General features: G+C 72.5%; 16 protein-coding genes. 9 read left to right on the top strand and 7 right to left on the bottom strand.

All coding sequences use genetic code 11. From position 1 onward, the window contains the following. Positions 1 to 5: 5 nt before the first annotated feature. Positions 6 to 1,067, bottom strand: coding sequence for a Ppx/GppA family phosphatase (locus ACQPW6_RS23265; RefSeq protein WP_433891608.1), 1,062 nt, complete (start codon positions 1,065 to 1,067; stop codon positions 6 to 8). A gap of 142 nt (positions 1,068 to 1,209) precedes the next feature. On the opposite strand from ACQPW6_RS23265, the gene ACQPW6_RS23260 reads away from it, so the two are divergent. Then, complete coding sequence (locus tag ACQPW6_RS23260) at positions 1,210 to 2,025, top strand: hypothetical protein (protein ID WP_433894633.1); 816 nt, start codon at positions 1,210 to 1,212, stop codon at positions 2,023 to 2,025. Between the two features lie 888 nt (positions 2,026 to 2,913). On the opposite strand, the gene ACQPW6_RS23255 is transcribed toward ACQPW6_RS23260, so the two are convergent. Together ACQPW6_RS23255 and ACQPW6_RS23250 are read right to left on the bottom strand one after the other, a co-directional pair. Next, positions 2,914 to 3,153 carry a DUF397 domain-containing protein gene (locus ACQPW6_RS23255; protein WP_433891607.1) on the bottom strand — a complete coding sequence of 80 codons (240 nt, stop codon included), beginning with the start codon at positions 3,151 to 3,153 and terminating at the stop codon, positions 2,914 to 2,916. Beyond that, positions 3,150 to 4,022: a helix-turn-helix domain-containing protein gene (locus tag ACQPW6_RS23250; protein ID WP_433891606.1), complete on the bottom strand. Its 873-nt coding sequence runs from the start codon at positions 4,020 to 4,022 to the stop codon at positions 3,150 to 3,152. The genes ACQPW6_RS23255 and ACQPW6_RS23250 overlap by 4 nt, the downstream gene beginning before the upstream one ends. 266 nt (positions 4,023 to 4,288) lie before the next feature. Here ACQPW6_RS23250 and ACQPW6_RS23245 point away from each other — a divergent pair, with 266 nt between their 5' ends. Together ACQPW6_RS23245 and ACQPW6_RS23240 are read left to right on the top strand one after the other, a co-directional pair. Beyond that, the gene (locus ACQPW6_RS23245) at positions 4,289 to 4,714 is read left to right on the top strand and encodes an ATP-binding protein (protein ID WP_433891605.1); all 426 of its coding nucleotides are present in this window, start codon (positions 4,289 to 4,291) and stop codon (positions 4,712 to 4,714) included. A gap of 64 nt (positions 4,715 to 4,778) precedes the next feature. Continuing rightward, the gene (locus ACQPW6_RS23240) at positions 4,779 to 5,084 is read left to right on the top strand and encodes a hypothetical protein (RefSeq protein ID WP_433891604.1); all 306 of its coding nucleotides are present in this window, start codon (positions 4,779 to 4,781) and stop codon (positions 5,082 to 5,084) included. A gap of 120 nt (positions 5,085 to 5,204) precedes the next feature. Here the strand turns inward: ACQPW6_RS23240 and ACQPW6_RS23235 are convergent, their stop codons facing one another. From ACQPW6_RS23235 to ACQPW6_RS23225, 3 genes are all read right to left on the bottom strand, one after another. After that, entirely contained in the window at positions 5,205 to 5,828 is a 624-nt protein-coding gene (locus ACQPW6_RS23235) for a class I SAM-dependent methyltransferase (protein WP_433891603.1), read from the bottom strand. Positions 5,829 to 6,171: 343 nt separating this feature from the next. Then, entirely contained in the window at positions 6,172 to 6,966 is a 795-nt protein-coding gene (locus tag ACQPW6_RS23230) for a leucine-rich repeat domain-containing protein (RefSeq protein ID WP_433891602.1), read from the bottom strand. Positions 6,967 to 7,436: 470 nt separating this feature from the next. After that, on the bottom strand, positions 7,437 to 9,146 hold the full coding sequence (locus ACQPW6_RS23225; RefSeq protein WP_433891601.1) for a BACON domain-containing protein: 1,710 nt from the start codon (positions 9,144 to 9,146) through the stop codon (positions 7,437 to 7,439). 274 nt (positions 9,147 to 9,420) lie between these two features. Between ACQPW6_RS23225 and radA the strand changes: the two genes are divergently transcribed. The 3 genes from radA (at position 9,421) to ACQPW6_RS23210 (ending at position 12,687) form a co-directional block, all read left to right on the top strand. After that, positions 9,421 to 10,806 (top strand): DNA repair protein RadA, encoded by a 1,386-nt coding sequence (radA, locus tag ACQPW6_RS23220; protein WP_433891600.1) that lies wholly within the window; start codon positions 9,421 to 9,423, stop codon positions 10,804 to 10,806. A gap of 68 nt (positions 10,807 to 10,874) precedes the next feature. After that, positions 10,875 to 12,035: a DNA integrity scanning diadenylate cyclase DisA gene (gene disA, locus ACQPW6_RS23215; protein WP_433891599.1), complete on the top strand. Its 1,161-nt coding sequence runs from the start codon at positions 10,875 to 10,877 to the stop codon at positions 12,033 to 12,035. A gap of 184 nt (positions 12,036 to 12,219) precedes the next feature. Continuing rightward, positions 12,220 to 12,687 (top strand): carboxymuconolactone decarboxylase family protein, encoded by a 468-nt coding sequence (locus tag ACQPW6_RS23210; protein ID WP_433891598.1) that lies wholly within the window; start codon positions 12,220 to 12,222, stop codon positions 12,685 to 12,687. 120 nt (positions 12,688 to 12,807) lie between these two features. Here the strand turns inward: ACQPW6_RS23210 and ACQPW6_RS23205 are convergent, their stop codons facing one another. Beyond that, positions 12,808 to 13,716: a hypothetical protein gene (locus ACQPW6_RS23205; RefSeq protein ID WP_433891597.1), complete on the bottom strand. Its 909-nt coding sequence runs from the start codon at positions 13,714 to 13,716 to the stop codon at positions 12,808 to 12,810. A gap of 139 nt (positions 13,717 to 13,855) precedes the next feature. On the opposite strand from ACQPW6_RS23205, the gene ACQPW6_RS23200 reads away from it, so the two are divergent. From ACQPW6_RS23200 to ACQPW6_RS23190, 3 genes are all read left to right on the top strand, one after another. Further along, entirely contained in the window at positions 13,856 to 14,764 is a 909-nt protein-coding gene (locus ACQPW6_RS23200; RefSeq protein ID WP_433891596.1) for an A/G-specific adenine glycosylase, read from the top strand. A 385-nt stretch (positions 14,765 to 15,149) separates the two neighbouring features. Further along, the gene (locus ACQPW6_RS23195; RefSeq protein ID WP_433891595.1) at positions 15,150 to 15,680 is read left to right on the top strand and encodes a SigE family RNA polymerase sigma factor; all 531 of its coding nucleotides are present in this window, start codon (positions 15,150 to 15,152) and stop codon (positions 15,678 to 15,680) included. Beyond that, on the top strand, positions 15,668 to 16,459 hold the full coding sequence (locus ACQPW6_RS23190) for a hypothetical protein (protein ID WP_433891594.1): 792 nt from the start codon (positions 15,668 to 15,670) through the stop codon (positions 16,457 to 16,459). Before ACQPW6_RS23195 ends, ACQPW6_RS23190 begins: the two co-directional genes overlap by 13 nt. The last annotated feature ends 3 nt before the right edge of the window (positions 16,460 to 16,462 follow it).

Below are 16,462 nucleotides of genomic sequence, written 5' to 3'. Positions count from 1 at the left end.
CACCGTCACCGTCCCCATCGCGCCACGGCCGCCGGCGGTTCGCCGTCCTCGGGTCCTGACGCGCCGTTCCCACCTGCGGCGTTCCCAGCCGCCCCGGCCGCACCATGAACCACGTCACTCCGCACGCCGCGGGCCACGTCGTTGACCATCAGGTCGAGCTTGCGCAGGATGACGCCCTCGCGCAGCGCCCACGGGCAGATGTCCAGCTCCTCGACGCCGAACAGGTCCATCGCGCCCTCCGCGACGAGCGCGCCTGCCAGCAACTGCCGCGCCCTGCCCTCCGACACGCCCGGCAGCGCGGCGCGCTGCTGCCCGGTCATCTCCGCCAGCCGCGGCACCCACTCCTCCAGCGAGCCGCGGCGCAACGTCCGCTGCACGTACAGGCCGTCGGCGCTGCGGGCCGCGCCGGCGATCCTGGCCAGCTGCTTGAACGTCTTGGACGTGCCGACCGCCAGATCGGGCGGGCCGAGCCGGGCGAACTCCGCGACCGTACGGGCGATCTCGGCGCGGACGTCACGGCGCAGCGACCGCACGTCGGCCGCCGACGGCGGGTCGCCGGGCAGCCGGCCGCTGGTCAGCCGTCCCGCGCCGAGCGGCAGCGACACCGCCGCGTCCGGGTACTCGTCCATGCCGTAGCCGACCTCCAGCGAGCCGCCGCCGATGTCCAGCACCAGCAGCCGGCCGGCCGACCAGCCGAACCAGCGGCGTACGGCCAGGAACGTCAGCCGGGACTCGTCCTCGCCGGACAGCACCGTCAGCCGCACCCCGGTCTCCTGCGCGACCCTGGCCAGCACCGATTCGACGTTCGCGGCCTCGCGCACGGCGCTGGTGGCGAACGACAGCACGTCCTCGGCGCCCTTGTCCTCCGCGACCCGCAGCGCGTCCGCGACGGTGGCGACCAGCCGGTCCACGCCGCCCGGGCCGATCGCGCCGTGCTCGTCGAGCAGTTCGGCCAGCCGCAGTTCGGCCTTGTGGGAGTAGGCCGGGAGCGGACGCGCGCCAGGGTGCGCGTCCACCACCAGCAGGTGGACGGTGTTGGAACCGACGTCGAGCACTCCCAGTCGCATGCGATGACGCTAGCGCTAGCCGGGGGTGGGGTGCGCGCCCGGGCGCCGGGCGGGGCGGCGGCATTCGGCGCATTCCGGTCTTACGCTTGGGCGCGTGGCGAAGGCGAAGCCCCGAACGGGCAAAACGGGCAAGAAGCGCACTGTGGGTGCGGGTACGGGTGCGGAGGGTGCCGGCGGCACGGGGCTCGGGGTCGGCGGTGGTGACGAGGCCGACCTCGATTTCGCGCGGGCCTGGGTGGAGTTCGGCGATCCGGCCGACCCGGAGCAGGTGTTCCGGTGCGACCTGACCTGGCTGACGTCCCGCTGGACCTGCATCTTCGGCAGCGGCTGCCAGGGCATCGTGCAGGGCCGGGCCGACGACGGCTGCTGCTCGCTCGGCGCGCACTTCTCCGATGACGACGACGAGAAGCGGGTCGCCGGGCATGTGGCCCGGCTCACCCCCGAGACGTGGCAGTTCCACGGCCTCGGCACCGGCCGCGACGGCTTCTGGGCGGAGGAGAACGAGGACGGCGAGCGGCAGACGCGCGTGGTGGACGGCGCGTGCGTCTTCTCCAACCGCGCCGGCTTCGCCGGCGGCCAGGGCTGCGCCCTGCACGCCCTCGCCCTGCGCGAGGGCCGCGAGCCGCTGGAGACCAAGCCGGACGTGTGCTGGCAGCTGCCCATCCGCCGGACGTTCGACTGGGTCGACCGCCCGGACGAGACGCGCGTCCTGGTCGTCTCGATCGGCGAGTACGACCGCCGGGGCTGGGGCCCCGGCGGCCACGACCTCCACTGGTGGTGCACGTCGGCGACGTCCGCGCACGGGGCGGGGGAGCCGGTTTACGTCTCCTACCGGCCGGAGTTGACGGAGTTGATGGGCACGGCGGCCTACGCGGAACTCGCTGCGCTGTGCGAGTCCCGGTTGTCCTCCTCCCTCCCCCTGATGGCCCCCCACCCGGCGGACCCGGTGGGCCGGTAGGGGCCGGCCGGGGGCCCGATCCCTTCGTTTCCGGGCTCCGCCCGTGCCCCGGTTTCCGGGGCGGGTGGGGGAGGCGGCGGTCCACGGGTGGGTGGGGGAGGCGGGGGTCCACCCCCGGTTGCCACCGGGTGGGCTGTCCGCCCCGGCGGGCGGTGCCGGTTCGTTTTCACGGCTGGGCGCCGTGCCTGCCGGTTTTTCCCACCGCCCCACCCTCCCCCAACCTTCGGCCGGGGGTGCCCCCATGTGCGTCCTTGGGTGCGGGTCTTCTGGTGGGTGGGGTCGGTGCCGGTCCGTGGCACCTCCTCGGATTCCCTCCGCGCGGGTTTCGTTGTCGGGTGCGGGCCGGTCTGTCGGAAATCCTGCGGGGCACCCCGGCCCGTCCCCTCCCGGGTCCGTCGGCGGCTTTGAGGCCGCGGGGGTGATCGGTGGGTGGCTGGGGTTCGTTGTCGGCCGGAGGCCACCGATGGCCCGTACCCGGGCAGATCCCTATGCCCAGCCGACGACCGACCGCAAGCCGCCAACCCCGGCCCAGGGGGACGGGCAGGGGGCGCAATGCCCCATCAGTAACCGGCACCCGACAACAAACGCGCACCCCCACCGATGACCCCCCAGCGGCCTCAAGCCGCCACTCGGCCTGGGAGGGGACGGTCCGGGGTGCCCCCGCAGGGCTGCGAACGACATGGGGTGAACGATGTGCTCCCGGTTCCGTGAGCAGCCCGAGGAGGTGCCCCGGGCCGGCCCCGACCCCCACCCACTACAAGACCCGCACCCAAGGACGCACCCGCACGGGCGAGCGGGGTGGGAAAAACGGCAGGCACGGCGCCCAGCCGTAAAACCGAACGGATCCACCGCCTCCTGACCCCCGCGCCGGAGGCGGCGAGCGGGGCGTCAGCCCTCGAAGCGCCCACCCCGCACGTCAGCAACAAAAGCGGCGAACGCCTGCGGCGCGAGCAGAAGGGCCGGCCCCTCGGGGTCCTTGGAGTCGCGAACGGCAACAGCCGCGTGCACGCTGCGCGTGAGGTCGGCGACCTCCACGCAGTTGTTGCCGTTGTCGCTGTAGGAGGACTTGAACCAGTCCGCGACGTTGGCGAGTTCGGGAGCCGTCACGGTACGGGTGGGAGTCGTCATTCTGAGATCTCTCGTGCTAGTTGGTGCAGGAACTTCGGGGTGTCCTCAGGAGGCAGTGCCGACCTCGACAGCGCCTCGAAGTGCCGGGAGAAACGCCCGACTTCACGAGGCTTGTCGGCGACGGACGCAGTCCCGAACGCGGTGTCCAGTTGGACCGTTGTCGGCAACTTACCGCCAAGGTTCAAGATGCTGAAGTCGTGAACGAACAAATGGCCGCGCATCGCCTGGGGGAGCACCTGAACCGTGACGTTGTTGCGGCCGGCCAGCCGCTCGATCTCGTCGTACTGCTCGCGCATCACCTCGACATCGCCGACGACATGCCGCAGGGCGGGTTCATAAAGGATCACCCACAGCCGGAGCGGCTCGTCCTCCCGCGTCAGCGCTTCCTTGCGCATCATCCTGACCTTGACCCCGTCGTTGACGAACTCGGTCGTGGTCTCGTCGATGGCCTTGGCGGTCTGGTGCCGCGTGCGCGCGTATGCCTCGGTCTGCAACAGGCCGAGCACAATGGTCGGGTGGTAGGCGCGGATCTCCTGCGCGGCGGACTCGATGCCGAGGAAACGGGGCATCCCGGGGTTCATGTTGGCCGCGTGCGGCGACCACCACTCCTGGCTGGACGCGTCGCGCTGCGTCTCCACCAGGCGTTCGACCTCGTCCTCGTCGGTGACGCCGTAGCGGTCGAGGAGTTTCCGCAGATCGCCGGCGCTGCGCAGATCCTGAAGTCCGGTCTCGACGCGTTGCAGCTTGGTGTCGCTGAACGACATGCCCTCCGCCGCGTCCTGGATGCTCAGCCCGGCCTGCTTGCGTAACTCGCGCAGCTCGTGACCCAGCGCGATACGCCGTGCTGTCGGTCGGTGGGGTGCGGCCATGTGCATGCCCTTTCGGTTCATCTGCCCGCCATTCGTGGCGATATGGACAGTCTGACACATCATCAGGTTGCTGCACCAGTCAATGCTTCTGCACTGGCACGTGCCACTTTTGCCTCGATGGGTGATTCAGCGCGGATTCGATTGCCTGCACAGCCGCCAACGCGCCACTGTGATCAGGCCGGGGAAATAGCCGGGCCAAAGCCGTGAACTCCCCGGTGACCAGCGGGATTCCACGCTCTTCGACCCATGAGCTGGAGGCATTGGTGATGAAGACGACAGCGACGGTGGCGAGTTCGACCGGGTATCCGGCGTATCGGCAGACGATGCCGTGTACGGCGCCCAGTGCGGCCGGGGCGCGGCGGCTGGTGGCGGCGGCGTTGGCGACGTGGCGGCTGGAGGAACTCACCGACCCGGCCGTGCTGGTGGTGTCGGAACTCGTCGGGAACGCGGTACGGCACACCCGCAGCCACCGGGTACTCGTCGTGGTCGCCCGGCCGGCCGCCGGCCTGGTACGGATCGAGGTCGTGGACCGCTCCCGCGCCCTGCCCGTCCTCCACACCCCCGACCCGGACGCCGAACGGGGGCGGGGCCTGCTGACCGTCGACGCCGTCGCGACCCGCTGGGGCAGCCAACCGCTGCCGTTCGGCAAACGCGTGTGGTGCGAACTGACCCACCCCGACACCCAGCAGTAACCTCTGATCTAAGACGATGTATCAGTTGGCGTGATCGCTCGGTGGCCGGGCAGGATGCACCGACATGGCAGACCCCGAGCTTGAGCGTGTCAACGGCATTGCCCTCACTGCGGTGCAGGCCCTGCTGGGGCTGATCTCATCCGATGTAGTCGCGGTAGCGGTAGCGGCCGAGGAGCAAAGAGTGCTGCTCTCCTTCTGGGTACGGCGCCATACCGCCGAGATCGACGAGGACATCGCCGAAGTGATCGGTGACCTGGAGGCATTTCTTCACCCAGCCGACCCGCTTGTTGAATCGCAGGTCACCGTGGGTACGCCGACAACGGCCACCAGAGGACCTCACGAGCGCATGATCTATTGGGCCAAGTCCTAGGCCAGCACTGCTCTGCGGTAACAGATGAGGGTGCAGGCGATGCGCGGGACGATCTGCCTGCGCCTCAACCACGCGGGCTTTGGACCCTATCCCCATGCCCGAACAACGATCCGACGCCAATCAAGACATCGTCAATGGCCTGCCGGAAGGGGCCTTCGTCATCGCCGCCAGCCAGGCACGGATGCCCTGCAGGCCCAAGGTGAACTCGATGGTGTCGCGCTCCAGGGAGTCAATGCGCAGCATGCTGGCGAACGTGGACGTGATGTCGTCCCGTGTCAGGCGGTACGGGCCCCCGGCGGCGTGGCCCCCGGGCTCGCGGTCGCTGAAGCAGAGCATGAAGTAGCGGCCCCCTGGGCGCAGAACCGCGTTCAGCGCGGCCACGTAGGCGGCCCGGTCGGCCGGGTCGAGCATGTGGAACAGCCCGCAGTCCAGGACCGTGTCGAACTGCTCCCCCAGGTCCGCCAGCCGTCGCGCGTCATGGTGCAGGAACCGCACGGCCGCGCCACGCCGGCGCGCCTTGTCCTCCGCGGTCCGCAGCGCGGTGGCCGCCAGGTCGAGCCCGGTGGCGTCGAGACCCATGTCGGCGCACATGAGCACGTGCTCCCCGGTACCGCACCCGACGTCCAGCACGCGCCCCCGGATGGCGCCCGACCGCGCGAGTCCGAGGAACGCGGGCTGCGGATGCCCGATCTCCCATGGCGGCCGGTCAGCATAGAGGTCATCCAGCCGCTGCCAGGGATTCACCGCCCCCGGGCCACCCTGCGCGGATCCTCCACTCATACGAACGCCCTCCATCCACGGCCTCGGCGCTGGGCCGCTATGTGGACAGGATGCCGCGGGTTGTCTTCGACGGCACGCCTGAGGGAGTCCCCCGCCCGGTGGGGTGGTGCGGTTAGTTTCTGGGTGCGGCCCGGTTGCCTGCCGGTGTTTCCCACCGCCCCACCCTCCCCCAACCTTCGGCCGGGGGTGCCCCCATGTGCGTCCTTAGGTGCACGTCTTGTGGTGGGTGGGGTCGGGGCCGGACGGCGGCTTGAGGCCGCTGGGGGTGATCGGTGGCCGGGCGAACCATGCTCGGGGGTGGGCCAGATCAACGCGGCGGAGGCTGTTGGATCGTGCCGCCTTGATGAGGTGTAGGGACGTGGCCCTTCGCCCCGGGTGGCAGAGCGTCGAGGCACGCCTGGGAGCAGGCGTTGACCAGGAGCGGCAGGACGTCGGTCGCCACCGCCCGGGAGAGCCAGGCCTGGTGCGGGCCCGTCGCTGAGATCGGCCCGGTGCAGACACTGCAGGTGCGGGCTGTGGTGGTGCCCCAACGGGAGGGATCCAGGCCGTCGAGGTCCAGGACCGTATCGCCGGGCGGGAGGAGCTGTGGGAACGGCGGCCGATACTTGTAGTTGCCGTAGATCGAGCGTGTGCTCACCGTGCTGTCCGCCAGCCGGGCGCACCGCGTGATCTCGTACGGGAACCAGTGCAGCCGTCTCGATGTGTACGGGCTGAACTCCTCCAGGTTCGTCATGTCGCCAATCTCCGGAGGTATCCGCACCAGGTTGCTCCCGTACAGCACAAGGATCCGCACCGCCGTCAGCCGTCCGATCGACGTCGGCAGAGTCACGATCTGCCGCCGCTGCTCCGGGCTCAGCTCCGGCAGCGGGCGGAATTCCTCCCGCCCGTCGGCCGCCGCCTCGTCGATCAGTTCCAGCAACCGCAGCCAGCCCGGGGCATGGGTGTCCTGGGTCTCGGGGTGGAAGGACGTGGCCGCGCCGGGGGCACTCACCCGGATCTGGTTGAAGCAGTGGCAGCGGTCCTGCGGCACCCCGGGCCGGGAGTCCACCGCCTCGGGAAAGCGGTTGGGGTAGACCCGCGCGGGGAGCTGTTCGTCCGTCATGACGCAACGTTAGGGACGCGGCGTCCGGTACGGCATCATCCCTGGGCTCGGTTGGCGGCCTGCGGTCGTCCACGGGTTGGGCGTGGGCCTTCAGCCGACAACCCAACGCGCACCCCCACCGATCACCCCCCGCGGCCTCCAAGCCGCCGGCCGGCCCGGGAGGGGACGGACCGGGGTGCCCCCGCAGGATTTCCGACAGACCGGCCCGCACCCGAAAACGAAACCCGCACGGAGGAAATCCGAGGAGGTGCCCCGGACCGGCACCGACCCCCACCCACCAGAAAGCCCGCACCCAAGGACGCACCCGCACGGGCGGGGCGGTGGGAAAAACGGCAGGCACGGCGCCCAGCCGTGAAAACGAACCGCACCACCCACCGGGGACGGAAACCCGAAGGCGACGGCGCCCAGCCGGAAACGAGCTGCCCCCACCCGCCCCGCGGAACCCCCGCCTCCCCCACCCACCCGGAAAGCTACGGCGCTGACGTGGAAGGTGACGCCGAGGCCGGCGGCGAAGTCGGAGGGGAGGACGACGGCGGCGGGGAGGATGACGGCGGCGGGGTCGGAGACGACGAAGTCGGGGGCGGGGAGGACGACGGCGGCGGCGACGTCGGGGGCTCACTCGTCGGGGAGGACGACGCCGGGGGTGGGACCGAGCGGGTGGAGGAGCCGCGGAGGACCACCGCCGCTCCGCCGGGGGAGAACGAGATCCGGGCCGTCCACGAACCGGGAGGGGCCTCCCCCGACGACACCGTCACGGAGATCGTCACGGACTGGCCCGGGCCCAGCGTCCCCCGGGAGGACGAGAGCCGCAGCCACGGCGCGTCCGCCGTCGCGGCCCAGCGGACCGGGCCGGCCTCCCCCGCCGTCAGGGTGACGAGCGTCGCGCCGGGGACCGACCGGACCGAGACCGTGAGGCCGGACGCGGACGAGCCGCCGTCCACCGCGACGGCCGTGGCGGACGGGGTGGCCGACGCGGGGGGCGAGGCGGAGCCGGACGGGAGGGTCGCCGAGCCGGTGGCGGTGGTGGTGGGGCGGGGGGCGGCGCCGGAGCGGTCGCGGCGGGAGCTGCCGGCGTTCTCGTAGGCGTACGGGCCGTCCGGTTCGCTGGCCGACGCGCGGCCGCCGCCGTGGTCGTCGTCGCCGAGCGGCGCCGCCCGGTAGGCGGCCCACAGGGCGAGTACGGGTGCGGCGACGACGGCCGCCACGACCGTCGTGGTGACGGCCCGGTGCCGCAACTGGGCGCGCCGCGCGGCCCGGTCGCGCAGGTCCATCGGGAAGCCGCGCCGGTCGAACCGCGGGGTGGCCTCCTTGGAACGGCCGGTGCCGGCTTCCATGGCGTGCAGCAGGGCGGCGCACGCGGCGGAACGGGGCGCCTCGATCAGCGCGAGGACGCCGGTGGCCCCGGCGACCGCGCCGGAGGACTCCGCTGCTCCCGGCCAGGGGCCCTCGGCCACCACGCGTTCGGCCGTGCGCCGGCACACCCCGCAGTCGTCCACGTGCCGTACGATCTCGCCGCGCAGCGCGGTGCCGAGCAACACCCGTGCCTCACCGGCCAGTTGGGCGACGGCCGCGCAGTGCCCGGTGTCGACGACGGCGAGCGCGGTCCTGGTGCGCTCCACCTCGCAGGCGGCTCGGGCGAGCAGGCCGCGGGCGGCCTCCGGTTCCATGCCGAGGACGTGCGCGACCTCCTGCGCGGGGAGCTGGTGGCGTACGGCGAGTTCGAGGGCCTCGCGCTGCTCCGGGGTGGTGCCGGCGGCCTCCGGCCAGGCCAGCGCGGCGAGTTGGGCCCGGCGCTGGTCGGCGACGCCCTCCGCGGCGGCGGCCGGTGCGGGCGGGCCGCCGGCGAGCCGGCGCAGGCAGGCCCAGCGGGCCAGGGCGTAGAGCCAGGGGCGGCGCAGCAACGGGTCGCGGAGCCGGGCGCGTTGGCGTTCGGCGAGTGCGAGGACGTCGCCGAGGGCCGCCGCGGCGGCGTCGTGCTCGCAGAGGATGGACAGGCAGTACGTGAACAGGCCGTCGAGATAGGGCTCGTAGTACGCGGGCGGCACCATCGGGAGCGTGCCGTGCGGCTTGGGGGTGCGCGCGGAATCACGCCCGGCCGGCGCGCGGTGCTTTCGGTGTGCGCCGGTGGCAGTGGCGGGGGCGGAGGGGGAAGGGGTGGGGGTACGCGGCCTGCTTGTCACCGGGTGACGGTAGGACGCGGGACGCTCCCGCTTCAGCAGTCCGGGCGCGCGTTAATCCTTACGGGTAAGGATCCGCCCCGAAAGAGCGGCCCCGCGTCACCCGCGAGAGTGAACCCCGCCCCGCACGCCCCCTGACGCGCGGGCGCGCTCCCGGCTTCCCCCGACCGCCCCCTGCGACCCGCACCAGGCCCGCCCGCGAAACCGCACCGAACCCGCGCCCCTGAGAAACCCGCGCCGAACGCGTCTGTCAGACCCGGGGGCTAACGTAACGCGTATGGCTGCCCGCAAACCCGCCGCGAAAGACCGGCCCTCCTACCGGTGTACCGAATGCGGCTGGACCGCGGTCAAATGGCTCGGGCGGTGCGGCGAGTGCCAGGCGTGGGGGACGGTCGAGGAGTACGGGGGCGCGCCCGCCGTGCGGACCACCGCGCCGGGGCGGGTCACCGCGGCCGCGCGGCCGATCGGGCAGGTGGACGGGCGGCAGGCCGCCGCGAGGTCCACCGGGGTCGCGGAGCTGGACCGGGTGCTCGGCGGCGGGTTCGTGCCCGGGGCGGTGGCGCTGCTCGCGGGCGAGCCGGGGGTCGGCAAGTCCACGCTGCTGCTCGACGTCGCCGCGAAGGCGTCCGGGCCGCAGAGCCCGACCCTGTACGTGACCGGCGAGGAGTCCGCCTCCCAGGTGCGGCTTCGCGCCGACCGGATCGGCGCGCTCGCCGACCACCTCTATCTGGCCGCCGAGACCGACCTCGCCGCCGTGCTCGGCCACCTGGACGACGTCAAGCCGTCGCTGCTCGTGCTCGACTCCGTACAGACCGTGGCCTCCGCGGAGCTGGACGGCGCGCCCGGCGGCACCGCGCAGATCCGCGAGGTGGCGGGCGCGCTGATCAGGGCGTCCAAGGACCGCGGGATGTCCACTATCCTGGTCGGCCATGTCACCAAGGACGGCTCCATCGCGGGCCCGCGGCTCCTGGAGCACCTGGTGGACGTCGTCCTGAGCTTCGAGGGCGACCGGCACGCCCGGCTGCGGCTGATCCGCGGCGTCAAGAACCGCTACGGCGCCACCGACGAGGTCGGCTGCTTCGAGCTGCACGACGAGGGGATCACCGGCCTCGCCGACCCGTCCGGACTGTTCCTGACCAGGCGCGACGAGCCGGTGCCCGGCACCTGCCTGACGGTGACGCTGGAGGGCCGCCGGCCGCTGGTCGCCGAGGTGCAGGCGCTCACCGTCGACACCCAGATCCCGTCCCCGCGCCGTACGACCTCCGGCCTGGAGAACTCCCGGGTGTCGATGATGCTGGCGGTGCTGGAGCAGCGTGGCCGGATCAAGTCGATCGGCAAGCAGGACATCTACACCGCGACCGTCGGCGGTGTGAAACTCACAGAACCCGCCGCGGATCTCGCCGTCGCCCTCGCGCTGGCCAGCGCGGCGATCGACACCCCGCTGCCGCAGAACCTGGTCGCGATCGGCGAGGTGGGGCTCGCGGGCGAGGTCAGACGGGTCACGGGGGTGCAGCGCCGGCTGTCGGAGGCGGCCCGGCTGGGCTTCACGCACGCCCTGGTGCCGCCGGATCCGGGGAAGATCCCGCCGGGTATGAAGGTGATCGAAGTGGCGGACATAGGGGACGCTTTGCGCGCCCTGCCGAGGAGGGCCCCGCGTCAGTAGCTCCTCCGAAGGTAAACTTTGCCCTGGTCTCGCCCAGTGGGCATCCGTAGCGACCGGAGGATTGCAGAGTGGCAGCCAATGACCGGGCAGGGGGCCCCGTCCCGGCCCGTAAGGCATCGGGCGACTCCCCCGGCAAATCCGGCGGGTTTTTCGGCTCCGACGGCGGGCTGATGCGCACCTCGTTGAGTGCGGTCGCCCCCGGCACCTCGCTGCGTGACGGCCTGGAGCGCATCCTGCGCGGCAACACCGGCGGCCTGATCGTGCTGGGCATGGACAAGACGGTGGAGTCGCTGTGCTCCGGCGGTTTCGTGATGGACGTGGAGTTCACCGCGACCCGGCTGCGCGAGCTGTGCAAGCTCGACGGCGCGCTCGTCCTGGACAAGGACATGACGAAGATTCTGCGGGCCGGCGTGCAGCTGGTGCCCGACCCGAACATCCCCACCGAGGAGACCGGCACCCGGCACCGCACCGCGGACCGGGTCAGCAAGCAGGTCAACTTCCCGGTGGTCTCGGTCAGCCAGTCGATGCGGCTGATCGCGCTGTACGTCGGCGGGCAGCGCCGGGTGCTGGAGGACTCCGCGGCGATCCTGTCCCGGGCCAACCAGGCGCTGGCCACCCTGGAGCGCTACAAGCTGCGCCTCGACGAGGTGGCGGGCACGCTGTCCGCGCTGGAGATCGAGGACCTGGTCACCGTTCGCGATGTCACCGCCGTGGCGCAGCGGTTGGAGATGGTCCGCCGGATCGCCACCGAGATCGCCGAGTACGTCATCGAGTTGGGCACCGACGGCCGGCTGCTGGCGCTCCAGCTCGACGAGTTGATCGCCGGCGTGGAGCCGGAACGGGAGCTGGTGGCGCGGGACTACGTGCCGGAGCCCACCGCCAAGCGCAGCCGTACGGTGACCGAGGCGATGGCCGAGCTGGACGCGCTGCCGCAGAGCGAGCTGATCGAACTGACCACGGTGGCACGGGCGTTGGGTTACACCGGCTCCCCCGAGTCGCTGGACTCCGCGGTCTCACCGCGCGGTTACCGGCTGCTGGCGAAGGTGCCGCGGCTGCCGAACACCGTCATCGAGCGGCTGGTCGAGCACTTCGGCGGCCTGCAGAAGCTGCTGGCCGCGAGCGTGGACGACCTCCAGACGGTGGACGGCGTCGGCGAGGCCCGGGCCCGCTCGGTCCGCGAGGGCCTGTCCCGGCTGGCGGAGTCCTCGATCCTGGAGCGGTACGTCTAGCCGGTACGAGCCGTATCACCGCGTCCAGCCGGTACGAGCCCTCCCGAGTGGCGGTTCCGCGCCACTGCCGGCCGCCCGCGTCCGGTCGGCGGGGGGAGACGCGAGTCACATCCGGCACTGTCACGTCCGTCCGCGCTGTCCTGTCTTCAGGGTGTATCCCGTCACGACAGCACAGGAGAGCACCATGAACGCTCGTCTGGACCTCGCAGGCAGCCCGCTCGCCATGAAGGTCTCCAAGCACTTCGTCGCGATCAACCAGCTGATCGCCGGCTCGGAACTGCCGATCGCCACGCAGCACCTGGTGGAGATCCGGGCCAGCCAGATCAACGGCTGCGGCTTCTGCACGGACATGCACACCAAGGAGGCCGCGCATGCCGGGGAGACGTCGACCCGGCTGAACCTGGTCGCGGCCTGGCGGGAGGCCACGGTCTTCACCGAGGCCGAGCGCGCGGCCCTCGAACTGGCCGAGGAGGGCACCCGGCTCGCCGACGCGGCCGGCGGGGTTCCGGACGCGGTGTGGGAGAACGCGGCGAAGTTCCACACTGAGGAGCAACTCGTCGCCCTCGTGTCGCTCATCGCCCTGATCAACGCCTTCAACCGGGGCAACGTCATCGTCAGGCAGCCGGCCGGCGACTACGTGGTGCCGAGCTAGCCGGCCTGACGCCTCCCCGGCCCGTGCCGGCCCTGGCCCGTGCCAGCCCTGGCCCGTGCTGAACCCAGCCCGCGCCGGCCCCCGCCACGCTGCCACGGTCCGCCCGGCGGAACGGCCGCGTCAGTCCTTCGACAGGACGAACGACGCCTGCTTCGCCGGGTATCCGGGCAACTGCGCCGACACCAGATACGTACCGGGGCCCGCCTGCGCGCCCTTGGGGGTGGCGCACTGCGGCGAGCTGGTCTTGCCGGTCCAGTGCAGCGTGAAGGTGGTCGTGCCGTGCGCGGGGATCTGGAGCAGGTAGGAGTTCTGACCCGGGGTCGGGCAGTCGTCCGACGCCCATACGTGGTCGTCGCCGGCCGCCGCGGTGATCGTGAACACCGCCTTGGCGGGGGCGAAGTCGACCTTGCACGAGACGGCGCCGGAGTTGGTCGCGCTCAGCTTGAAGGCCGGGGTCTGGCCGGGCGAGTACGCGTTCTGGACGCTGGTCAGGGCGAGTTGGACCGACCCCGCCGTGCAGTCGGGCAGGGTGGAGCCGGCCGCGACCGGCCCGCCGGTGGACGAGGAGCTGCCGGTGCCGCCCGGGCCGCCGACCCCGCCCGGGCCGCCGACACCCGCGCTCGCGCCGTCGGTGCCGCCGTCCTGGCCGCTGCCGGCCGAACTGCCCGCGTCCGTAGTGCCGTTGGTGGTGCCGGACGAGGAACCGGCGCTGCCCGCGGTGGAGGAACCGGCGGTCGAACCCGACGTCGATCCGTCCGAGGAACCCGCTGACGAACCGCCGTCGCTGGGCGCGGTGTCCCGCCCGCCGGGCCGTCCGCCGATGTGCGTGCCGGTCGGCGTGGGGCCGGGGGTGATCGTGGAGACCGGGGTGTGGCTGTCGCTCGGCGCGCTCGAACCCTTGCCGCCGCCGGAGCCGCCCCGGCCGAGTGCCCAGATCACCAGCACGACCACCAGAGCGATCAGGCACAGCACAACTACCCGCCGCCGCCAGTAAATGGAGGACGGCAGAGGTCCCACGGGATTGCGCATCGAGCCCACCCCCGCACTCTAGGGGAGATCACCCGGTCGCCGTCACCACACCCGCCGCGCGGCGGCCGGTCTTTGCCGATCATCACGTTTACGGAGTCGTTCGGTCGCTGTCAGTCCCGTGTGCAAGGATCGGAACGCCATGAGCACTGACCTCCGTGACACCGTCACGCACACCGGCAATGACGAACTGCACGATCAGGTGATCGGCTGGTTCGGCGAGCACGCCCGCGACCTGCCCTGGCGGCGCCCGGAGGCCGGCGCCTGGTCGGTGATGGTCAGCGAGTTCATGCTCCAGCAGACCCCGGTCAGCCGGGTGCTGCCGGTGCACGAGCAGTGGCTGGAGCGCTGGCCGCGGCCGGCCGACCTCGCCGTGGAGTCGCCCGGCGAGGCGGTACGCGCCTGGGGCCGGCTCGGCTACCCGCGCCGCGCGCTGCGGCTGCACGCGGCGGCCGGCGCCATAGCGGAACGGCACGGCGGCGAAGTCCCGCACGCGCACAGCGAGTTGCTGGCGCTTCCCGGGGTCGGCGAGTACACCGCGGCGGCCGTGGCCTCGTTCGCCTACGGCCGCAGGCACGCGGTGCTCGACACCAACGTCCGCCGGGTGTTCGCCCGGCTGGTGAACGGGGTGGAGTTCCCGCCGAACGCGACCACGGCCGCCGAGCGGCGCACCGCGAACGCGCTGCTGCCGGCCGACGAGGGCACGGCGGCGGGCTGGGCCGCGGCCACCATGGAGCTGGGCGCGCTGGTGTGCACCGCGCGCTCCCCGCAGTGCGGGCAGTGCCCGGTGGCCGCGAGCTGCGCGTGGCGGCTGGCCGGTTCGCCCAAGCACGACGGGCCCGCGCGCCGCGGCCAGACCTACGCGGGCACCGACCGGCAGGTACGGGGCCGGCTGCTGGCCGTGCTGCGCGCCTCGGTCGAGCCGGTGCCGCAGGCGGCGCTGGACGCGGTGTGGCACGAGCCGGTGCAGCGGGCCAGGGCACTTGACGGCCTGGTGGAGGACGGCCTCGTGGAGCCGCTCGCCGACGGCGTCTACCGGCTGCCCGGTTAGCCGGGGCCCGGCAGCAACGACGCCGGACCGGCCACCCCGGCACCAGCCGCACCGGCACACCGGCACGCGGGGCACATCGGCACCCGAGACCCGGCCACGCCCGCCGCCCCGCAGAACCGCAGCCCCGCCGCCCCGCCGCCCCGCAGAACCGCACATCAACCCCACACCCTGACCCCCGCCACCCCCCGCTAAACCCCACCCGCCCGGAACGTCACACACCCCCTATCCGCTAACACCGCATTCCTCCCGATTCGCGCCCCGGCCGTTACACAACCGATGGGTTGCTGAGCGGCCACCGTGCGCTGACGGTCGCGGAAGCCAAACATCCGCTCCGTAGCTTCGAAACCGGATCGAGGCGGGCACACGGAGCGGGGCGGAGACACCAATGGCAGCGGACGGCGCGGTACTGGAGTTCGAGGACTACGTCAGGACCCGGCAGGACGCCCTGCTGCGCAGCGCCCGCCGGCTGGTGCCCGACCCGATCGACGCCCAGGACCTGGTGCAGACCGCGCTGGTGCGCACGTATCCGCGCTGGGACGGCATCGCCGACAAGGCGCTGGCCGACGCATACCTCCGCAGGGTGATGATCAACACCCGCACCGAGTGGTGGCGCAACCGCAAGCTGGACGAGGTCCCGACCGGCGAACTCCCCGACGCCAGCGTGGACGACGGCACCGAGCAGCGCGCCGACCGGGAGATGCTGCGCGACGCGCTCGCCGTGCTGGCGCCCAAGCAGCGGCAGGTCGTCATCCTGCGGCACTACGGCCAGCTCAGTACGGAGGAGACCGCCCGCGCGCTGGGGATGTCCACCGGTACGGTGAAGAGCACGCTGCACCGGGCGCTGGCCCGGCTGCGTCATGAGCTGGAGCACGGCCGGTACGGCTATTCACGAGTGGAGGATGTGTGCGCCGCGTAGCCACCACTGTCACGACGGGCGCGCTGGTGTGCGCGTGCGCCGTGGTCGCGGGCTGCGGCAGCACCGTCACCGGCGCCCGGCGGGAGGGCCCGGCGCCGACGGCAACCATGAAGGTCCCGTCCACCGTGGCCCCGGCGATCGCCGCCGACCCGGCCGCGCTCGCCGTGATGGTCCGCAAGGACCCCGGCGTCAGCGAGACCGTCCGGGACAAGCTCACCGCCTGCCGCGACGCCGGCTACCCGCTGGCCACCGACGCGGGCGACCTCACCGAGGGCGACGGCCCCGACCTGGTGGTCAACGTCACCACCTGCGGTGACGGCATAGGCGTGGCGGCCTACGTCTACCGGATGATCAACGGCAAGTACCAGCACGTCTTCGACGACGAGCAGCCCCCGGTGTACGCCAGCGTCGACGACGGCCGGCTGGAGATCATCCACGAGGTGTACAACACCGACGACCTGGCCACCTACCCCAGCGGCGAGGAGTCGTCCTTCTGGGTGTGGCGCGGCCACCAGTTCGTCCAGGTCTCCCGCTGGTACTCCGACTTCGGCGCCAAGACGCCCAGTTCGTCCCCCGAGCCGACCTCCACCGAGCCGGCGCCCACCCCCGGCGCCGATCTGCTCGACCCGGGAGTGCCGACCGTTCCGACCACCGGCGGCGCCACCGCCAGGGCCGTCATCCCGCCGACGGAGACCCCGGCCCCGAGGACGACCACCCCGGCGCCGGCGACCCGCACCCCGCCGGCCGCCGCGCTGACCCAGGCCCGCGGGCAGGACTGAGCC

This window comes from Streptomyces sp. CA-111067 (assembly GCF_050956065.1).
GTDB lineage: Bacteria > Actinomycetota > Actinomycetes > Streptomycetales > Streptomycetaceae > Actinacidiphila.
Note: the sequence above shows the minus strand (reverse complement) of the source record. Positions and strands in the feature narration are given on the sequence as shown.

Coding starts and splice junctions, on each gene's coding strand:
- ACQPW6_RS23265 (WP_433891608.1), bottom strand. CDS start 1,067: ATGCGACTGGGAGTGCTCGACGTCGGTTCCAACACCGTCCACCTGCTG.
- ACQPW6_RS23255 (WP_433891607.1), bottom strand. CDS start 3,153: ATGACGACTCCCACCCGTACCGTGACGGCTCCCGAACTCGCCAACGTC.
- ACQPW6_RS23250 (WP_433891606.1), bottom strand. CDS start 4,022: ATGGCCGCACCCCACCGACCGACAGCACGGCGTATCGCGCTGGGTCAC.
- ACQPW6_RS23245 (WP_433891605.1), top strand. CDS start 4,289: ATGAAGACGACAGCGACGGTGGCGAGTTCGACCGGGTATCCGGCGTAT.
- ACQPW6_RS23240 (WP_433891604.1), top strand. CDS start 4,779: ATGGCAGACCCCGAGCTTGAGCGTGTCAACGGCATTGCCCTCACTGCG.
- ACQPW6_RS23230 (WP_433891602.1), bottom strand. CDS start 6,966: ATGACGGACGAACAGCTCCCCGCGCGGGTCTACCCCAACCGCTTTCCC.
- radA (WP_433891600.1), top strand. CDS start 9,421: ATGGCTGCCCGCAAACCCGCCGCGAAAGACCGGCCCTCCTACCGGTGT.
- ACQPW6_RS23210 (WP_433891598.1), top strand. CDS start 12,220: ATGAACGCTCGTCTGGACCTCGCAGGCAGCCCGCTCGCCATGAAGGTC.
- ACQPW6_RS23205 (WP_433891597.1), bottom strand. CDS start 13,716: ATGCGCAATCCCGTGGGACCTCTGCCGTCCTCCATTTACTGGCGGCGG.
- ACQPW6_RS23200 (WP_433891596.1), top strand. CDS start 13,856: ATGAGCACTGACCTCCGTGACACCGTCACGCACACCGGCAATGACGAA.
- ACQPW6_RS23195 (WP_433891595.1), top strand. CDS start 15,150: ATGGCAGCGGACGGCGCGGTACTGGAGTTCGAGGACTACGTCAGGACC.